This is a genomic window from Amycolatopsis sp. SID8362, assembly GCF_010550475.1.
GTDB lineage: Bacteria > Actinomycetota > Actinomycetes > Mycobacteriales > Pseudonocardiaceae > Amycolatopsis > Amycolatopsis eburnea.
In genome coordinates, this window is sequence record NZ_JAAGNB010000006.1 from 1 (window position 1) to 6,891 (window position 6,891).

General features: G+C 73.3%; 7 protein-coding genes. 5 read left to right on the forward strand and 2 right to left on the reverse strand.

Annotated features, from left to right (window positions below):
• Positions 1 to 211 precede the first annotated feature (211 nt).
• On the reverse strand, positions 212 to 1,096 hold the full coding sequence (gene metF / locus G3I65_RS00765; protein WP_160693788.1) for a methylenetetrahydrofolate reductase [NAD(P)H]: 885 nt from the start codon (positions 1,094 to 1,096) through the stop codon (positions 212 to 214).
• Positions 1,097 to 1,202: 106 nt separating this feature from the next.
• On the opposite strand from metF, the gene merB reads away from it, so the two are divergent.
• Genes merB through G3I65_RS00790 form a run of 5 tightly spaced genes read left to right on the forward strand, consistent with a single transcriptional unit; the run spans position 1,203 to position 6,214 of the window.
• The gene (merB, locus tag G3I65_RS00770; RefSeq protein WP_160693790.1) at positions 1,203 to 1,892 is read left to right on the forward strand and encodes an organomercurial lyase; all 690 of its coding nucleotides are present in this window, start codon (positions 1,203 to 1,205) and stop codon (positions 1,890 to 1,892) included.
• A 60-nt stretch (positions 1,893 to 1,952) separates the two neighbouring features.
• Positions 1,953 to 3,041 carry a polyprenyl synthetase family protein gene (locus G3I65_RS00775; protein ID WP_160693792.1) on the forward strand — a complete coding sequence of 363 codons (1,089 nt, stop codon included), beginning with the start codon at positions 1,953 to 1,955 and terminating at the stop codon, positions 3,039 to 3,041.
• A 1-nt stretch (position 3,042) separates the two neighbouring features.
• Positions 3,043 to 4,515: a phytoene desaturase family protein gene (gene crtI / locus G3I65_RS00780; RefSeq protein WP_160693794.1), complete on the forward strand. Its 1,473-nt coding sequence runs from the start codon at positions 3,043 to 3,045 to the stop codon at positions 4,513 to 4,515.
• Positions 4,512 to 5,438 (forward strand): phytoene/squalene synthase family protein, encoded by a 927-nt coding sequence (locus G3I65_RS00785; protein WP_160693796.1) that lies wholly within the window; start codon positions 4,512 to 4,514, stop codon positions 5,436 to 5,438. The genes crtI and G3I65_RS00785 overlap by 4 nt, the downstream gene beginning before the upstream one ends.
• Complete coding sequence (locus tag G3I65_RS00790; RefSeq protein ID WP_160693798.1) at positions 5,435 to 6,214, forward strand: LLM class F420-dependent oxidoreductase; 780 nt, start codon at positions 5,435 to 5,437, stop codon at positions 6,212 to 6,214. The genes G3I65_RS00785 and G3I65_RS00790 overlap by 4 nt, the downstream gene beginning before the upstream one ends.
• Here G3I65_RS00790 and G3I65_RS00795 read toward each other — a convergent pair.
• A complete protein-coding gene (locus G3I65_RS00795; protein WP_160693800.1) occupies positions 6,211 to 6,726 on the reverse strand; it encodes a CGNR zinc finger domain-containing protein in 516 nt (171 codons plus the stop codon). The two genes, G3I65_RS00790 and G3I65_RS00795, sit on opposite strands and share 4 nt — an antisense overlap.
• Between the last annotated feature and the right edge of the window lie 165 nt (positions 6,727 to 6,891).

Consider the following 6,891-nt stretch of genomic DNA (forward strand, 5'->3'; position numbering starts at 1 on the left):
CCCGCGCGGCCAGGCCGGCGCGCTCGGCGAAGCCGTCCGCGGAGTAGTCGGTCAGCCGGTGGTCGTGGCCGGTGATGCCGTGGGAGGTCGCGGCGACCGGGTCCGCGGCCGCGTAGTCGTCGACGTAGCGGTCGCAGATGCCGTTGACGTCTGAAGCAGAGGAAGCCATGTCCGGCACGCTACCGGGCCACCAGGGCCCGGTGGTACGTACTTAAGCACGGGCCGGGACGAGCCCCAGCCGGGCGATCACCTCGCGCGTCGCCTTGGACCGGTTGAACGTGTAGAAGTGCAGGTTCGGCACGCCTTCCGCGATCAGCTTCTCGCACAGCTCGGTGGTGACGTCGATGCCCGCCGCGCGGAACGCCTTGGGGTCGTCGGCGAGCGGTTCCAGCCGGTCGAGCAGCTTCCGCGGCGCGGGCGCGCCGGACAGCTTGATCGTCGTCTGGAGCGTCCGCATGGTCGTCAGCGGCATGACGCCCGGCAGCACCGGGACGTCGCAGCCGGTCGCGGCGACCCGGTCGCGCAGCCGCAGGAAGTCCTCGGCGTCGTGGAACAGCTGCGCGATCGCGAAGTCCGCACCCGCCCGCAGCTTGCTGACCAGGTACTTCGTGTCCGATTCCAGGTCGGGCGAGCGCGGGTGGCCGTAGGTGTACGCCGACACGCCGATGCAGAACTCGCCCAGCGACCGGACCAGCTGCACCAGCTCCTCGGCATAGGTGAGGCCGTCCGGGTGCGGGATCCACTCGCCGTAGACGTCGCCCGGCGGGTCGCCGCGCAGCGCCAGGATGTTGCGGACGCCGACCGAGGCGTACCAGCCGATGACGTTGCGCAGCTCGGCGACGGAGTGGTTGACCGCGGTCAGGTGGGCCATCGGCACCAGCGTCGTCTCGGTCGCGACGCGGGCGATGCTGCGGATCGTGCCGTCGCGGCTGGAGCCGCCCGCGCCGTAGGTGATCGACATGTAGGCCGGGTCGTACGGCTCGAGCTCCCGGACCGCCTTCCACAGGACGGCCTCGTCCGCCGCGTCCCGGGGCGGGAAGAACTCGATGGAGAACTTCGGCCCGTCTCCGCGCAACCGCTCGATCACCGACGTCATGCCTGCATGTTAAGGGCCGATGCCCGGCATGCGGGAGCCCCCGTCCGCGTCGCGAGACTGCGGTTCGACTCACATTCGAGGCGGTACGGCGGACTAAACTGGCCAGGTGCGTGAAGACGACGCGAGCTGGGACGAGGACGTGCGCCTGGCGGTCTACCACGCGTTCGCCGACCACGGCCGGGCCCCGACCGCGCCGGAGCTGGCCGACGCGGCGGGTGGCTCGCTGGCCGTCGCGAAGCAGGCGCTGCACCGCCTCGCCGACGCCCACCACCTGGTGCTCGACGACTGCGAGCACGTCGTGCTGGCGCACCCGTTCGCCGCGCGGCCGCTCGGGTTCTCCGTGATGGGCGCGCACACGCTGTGGTGGGGCGGCTGCGCGTGGGACTCCTTCGCCATCCCGCACCTGGTCGAGGACGAGCCGGAGGTGCTGGTCGCGACGCGCTGCCCCGGCTGTGGCCAGCCGCACGCGCTGGTCGTGAACCGGGCCGAGCCGCCGGAGGGCGCGCAGGTGGCGCACTTCCTGGTGCCCGCCGCGCGGATGTGGGACGACGTGCTGCACACGTGCGCGAACCAGCGGCTGTTCTGCTGCGAGTCCTGTGTGGACGCCTGGCTCGCGGAAACCGGGCAGGACAAGGGGCGCGTGCTCGACCTCGTGACGCTGTGGCGGCTCGCGCGCGGCTGGTACGCGGGCCGGCTCGAACGCGGCTACCGGCGGCGGGAGCCGGACAGCGCGGCCGCCTACTTCGCCGAAGCGGGCCTGACGGGGTCGTTCTGGGCCGCCACGGCCGGAGTCTGATTCGCCACATCCGGGTGCCCCGGCGGCCCGCGCGCCCGCGGGTTCGGCGAGGATGGCGGCATGAACGCGCCCGCCGACACCGACCTGCCCGCCCACGTCGAGCGGGCACTGGCCGGGTTCCTCGACCGGGCGGGCACCGAGATACTGGCGACCGAGCCGACGGTGGCCGCCGGCATCGACGCGCTGCGCGGGTTCGTGCTCAACGGCGGCAAGCGCTTGCGCCCGACGTTCGCCTGGTGGGGCTGGCGCGGCGCGGGCGGCGACCCGGCCGGCCCGGACGCCGAGGGCGTGCTGCAGGCGGTGGCCAGCCTCGAGCTGATCCAGGCGTGCGCGCTGATCCACGACGACCTCATCGACTCCTCCGACTCCCGCCGCGGCTTCCCGACCGTGCACATCGCGGGCGCGAAGCTGCACGCCGACCAGGGCTGGCTCGGCTCCCCCGCGACGTTCGGCCTGGCCACCGCGGTGCTGGTCGGCGACCTGGCACTGGCCTGGGCGGACGACATGTTCGCCGACGCCCCGCTGCCCGCCGAGACGCTCGCCGCGGCGCGCCCGGCGTGGCGCGCGATGCGCACCGAAGTGCTCGCCGGCCAGTACCTCGACGTCCGCACGCAGGCCACCGGCGACGCCTCCGTCGAGGCCGCGCTGAAGATCGACCGGCTCAAGACCGCTGCCTACACCGTCCAGCGGCCGCTGCACCTGGGCGCCGCGCTCGGCGGGGCCTCCCCCGAGCTGATCGCCACGCTGCTGGAGTTCGGCGGCGAGGTCGGCGTCGCGTTCCAGCTGCGGGACGACCTGCTCGGCGTGTTCGGCGACCCGTCGGTCACCGGTAAGCCGGCCGGCGACGACCTGCGCGAGGGCAAGCGCACGCTGCTCGTCGCGCTCGGCCTGCAGCTCGCCGCAGAGAAAGGTGAGACGGCCGCGGCCACGGTCATCGCGGACGCGATCGGCGACGCGGACCTCTCCGACGAGGGCGTCGAGACCGTCCGGCTGGCGCTGCAGCAGGTCGGCGCGGTCGACGCGGTCGAACGCCGGATCGACGAGCTGACGACGGCGGCGATGGCCGCGCTCGACCGCGCGCACCTGGCCGAGCCGGCGCCGGAGGCGCTGACCGGGCTGGTCGTCAAGGCCACCCAGCGGACCTACTGACGTGCGGACCATCGACGGGCCCGCCGACCACGTCGTCGTCATCGGGGCCGGGCTCGCCGGGCTTTCGGCGACGCTGCACCTGCTCGGCTCGGGACGGCGCGTCACGCTCCTGGAGCAGGCGGGCACCCCGGGCGGCCGGGCGGGCCAGCAGAACTTCGACGGCAACGCGGTCGACACCGGCGCGAGCGTGCTGACCATGCCGGAACTGCTGGACGAGGCGTTCGCGGCGGTCGGCGAGACGCTGGAGAAGAACCTGCGCCTGACGCGCCTCGACCCCGCGTACCGGGCGCGCTTCGCCGACGGCAGCACCCTCGCGCTGCACACCGACGGCGACGCGATGGAGGCCGAGATCCGCGCGTTCGCCGGGGCCCGCGAGGCGGCGGGCTACCGGGCGCTGCGGCGCTGGCTGAGCGAGCTGTACGCGGTGCAGAAGGACCGGTTCATCGGGGCGAACTTCGACTCGCCGCTCGACCTGGCGCACCCCGCGCTGGCGAAGCTCGCCGCACTGGGCGGGTTCGGCAAGCTCGGCCCGCGCGTCGGCCGCTACCTGCTCGACGAGCGCGTGCGGCGGCTGTTCACGTTCCAGGCGCTCTACGCCGGGCTGGATCCGGCGAGCGCGATCGGCGCGTACGGCGTCATCTCGTACATGGACACCGTCGGCGGCGTCTACTACCCCGAGGGCGGGATGGGCGAGATCGGCCGGGCGCTGACCGGCGCCGCCGCCCGGGCGGGCGCGGACGTGCGGTTCGGCACCGAAGCCGCGTGGCTGGAACGGGTGAACTCGCGGGTGCGCGCGGTGCGGACGCGCTCGGGCGAGCGGATCGCGTGCGACGCCGTCGTGCTGGCGACCGAGCTGTCCTCGGCGTACCGGCTGATCGGCGCGCGGCCGCGGCGGCCGGTGCCGCTGCGCTACTCGCCGTCCGCCGTGGTGGTGCACGGGCGGACCACCCGGAAGTGGGACCTCGGGCATCACACGATCTTCTTCGGCGGTGCCTGGGAGCGGACGTTCGCGGAGATCATCCGCGACGGGAAGCTCATGAGCGACCCGTCGCTGCTGGTCACGCGGCCGACCGCGACCGATCCGGGGCTGGCCGGGCGCGGCGGCGAGATCGTGTCGGTGCTCGCGCCCGCGCCGAACACGCGGCGCGGCTCGATCGACTGGGACCGCGTGCGCGGGCCGTACCGCGAAGAGCTGTTCCGCACGCTGGAGGCTCGCGGCCTGACCGGCTTCGGCGAGGAGTTCAGCGTCGACGAGACGATCACCCCGGCGGACTGGGCGGCGCGCGGGCTCGCGGCCGGGACGCCGTTCTCGCTGGCGCACACGTTCACGCAGACCGGCCCGTTCCGCCCGGCGAACCTGGTGCGCGCGGCGGGCAACGTCGTGCTCGCCGGCTGCGGCACCACCCCCGGCGTCGGCATCCCGCCGGTGCTCATCTCCGGGCGGCTCGCCGCGGAACGGATCACCGGCCGGTGAACGAACTCGACGCCGCGGGCATCCGCGCGCCGGAGCTGCGGGCCGCGTACACCGGGTGCAAGCGCATCAACGCCCACCACGGCCGCACGTTCTTCCTCGCCACCCGGCTGCTGCCGGCCCGCGCCCGCCCGGCGGCGCACGCGTTGTACGGGTTCGCGCGGATGGCCGACGAACTGGTCGACAACCCGGAGCCGGGCAGCGACCCGGCACTGTCCCTGGACCGCGTCGGCACCCTGGTCGACGTCGTCTTCGACGGCGGGACCCCGGACGACCCGGTGCTGGTGGCGCTGGCCGACACCGTGCGGCGCTACGACCTTTCGCGTGAGCTGTTCGACGCGTTCCTGAAGTCGATGCGGATGGACCTGAAGCCGGTCGAGTACCGGACGTTCGCCGAGCTGAGCGAGTACACGTACGGCTCGGCCGCGGTGATCGGGCTGCAGATGCTGCCGGTGTTCGGCACGATCGGGCCGCTGTCCGAGGCGGAACCGGGCGCGATCGCGCTCGGCGAGGCGTTCCAGCTGACCAACTTCCTGCGCGACATCGGCGAAGACCTCGACCGGGGGCGCCTGTACCTGCCGCTCGACGAGCTGGCCGCGTTCGGCGTCTCGCGTTCGTTGCTCGAGCAGCGCCGGCCGGACCCGCGGATCCGCGCGGCGCTGGCGTACTTCGTCGCGCGGACGCGGGCGGTGTACCGGCGGGCCGAAGCGGGGGTTCCGTTGCTGCGCCCCGAATCCCGGCCGTGCGTGCGGACGGCGTTGACGCTGTACCGCGGCATCCTCGACGAGATCGTCGCCCTGGACTACGACATCCTGACGCGGCGGGCGGTGGTGCCCAAGTCGCGCAGGCTGGTAGTCGCGCTACCCCCTTTGGCCGCCGTGTGGGCGCGCGAGGCGTTCCGGGGCGGTCGTAGGCTGCGATCATGAGCGAACGACGCATCCGGATCGGCCTGCAGCTCCAGCCGCAGCACGCCGACTACGACAGCATCCGGCGCACCGCGTCGGCCGCCGAAGAGCTCGGCGCCGACATCGTCTTCAACTGGGACCACTTCTACCCGCTCTACGGCGATCCCGACGGCCTGCACTTCGAGTGCTGGACGATGCTCGGCGCGTGGGCGGAGTCGACGTCCCGCGTGGAGATCGGCGCGCTGGTGACCTGCAACAGCTACCGCAACCCCGAGCTGCTGGCCGACATGGCCCGCACGGTCGACCACATCTCCGGCGGCCGGCTCATCCTCGGCATCGGCTCCGGCTGGTTCGAGAAGGACTACGACGAGTACGGCTACGAGTTCGGCACCGCGGGCGGCCGCCTCGACGACCTCGCGGAGTCCCTGCCGCGCATCGAGTCGCGCCTCGGCAAGCTGAACCCGGCGCCGACCCGCAAGATCCCGGTCCTCATCGGCGGCGGAGGCGAGAAGAAGACCCTTCGTCTCGTCGCGAAGCACGGCGACATCTGGCACGGCTTCGGCGACCCGGAGGTCGTCGAGCGCAAGGTCAAGATCCTCGACCAGCACTGCGCCGACGTCGGCCGCGACCCGGGCGAGATCGAGCGTTCGTGCGGCGTGCAGGGCGAGCCGGACGAGCTGGGGCCGAAGCTGCTGGACCTCGGTGTCACGACGTTCACGGTCGGGGTCGGTGGTCCGGACTACGACCTGAGCGCGCTCGATAAGTGGGTCGCCTGGCGGGAGAAGACCAACAGCTAGGAGTTCCGGCCCCGGTGCGCGGCGACGCGTTCGCGTGTCGCGCACCGGGGCGAGCAGTACTTCCGGGGGCTGCCGCCGCCGGTGTGGGCGAACGGCTTGCCGCACGGCGGTGACGCGCACAACCCGCCCGGCACGTCCTGGCGCTCGGCCAGCAGCGAAGCCAGCCCCAGCGCCGACGACGTCACCAGCCACGCGCCCCACGGGCCGTCGTCCGACGTGTCCACGTGCAGGTGCCAGCCGTAACCGTCCTCGTGGTCGGTCAAGCGCGGTGGACGCGCGTACGCGGCGAACAACGCGTTCAGCACCGAAGCCGCCGTGGCCACGTCCGGGGCCGCGAACACCGCACGCAGCTCCAGCGCCGCCGCGTGCAGGTCGGCCACGTTGACATCTGAAATGTCAGTTTCTCCGTGCTCGCGCAGGACGCGCGCCACCGCGGCCGGGTCGGGTTCCGGGAGCAGGACGTTCAGCAGGTCGACCGCGCGCTGCACGGAATCCCGGTGCGGAAATGCCATGCCCCACTGTAACGTCTCGACCATGCTAAGGCGTTACCTGGCCGGGGCGACGCTCGCGCGGACCGGGGACGAGCTGTCGGGGCCCGCGCTCCTCCTGCTCGGCCTCACCGCCGGCCCGCACGCCGGATCGGCGCTGCTCGCCGGGCTGACCGCGGCCGCCGCCCT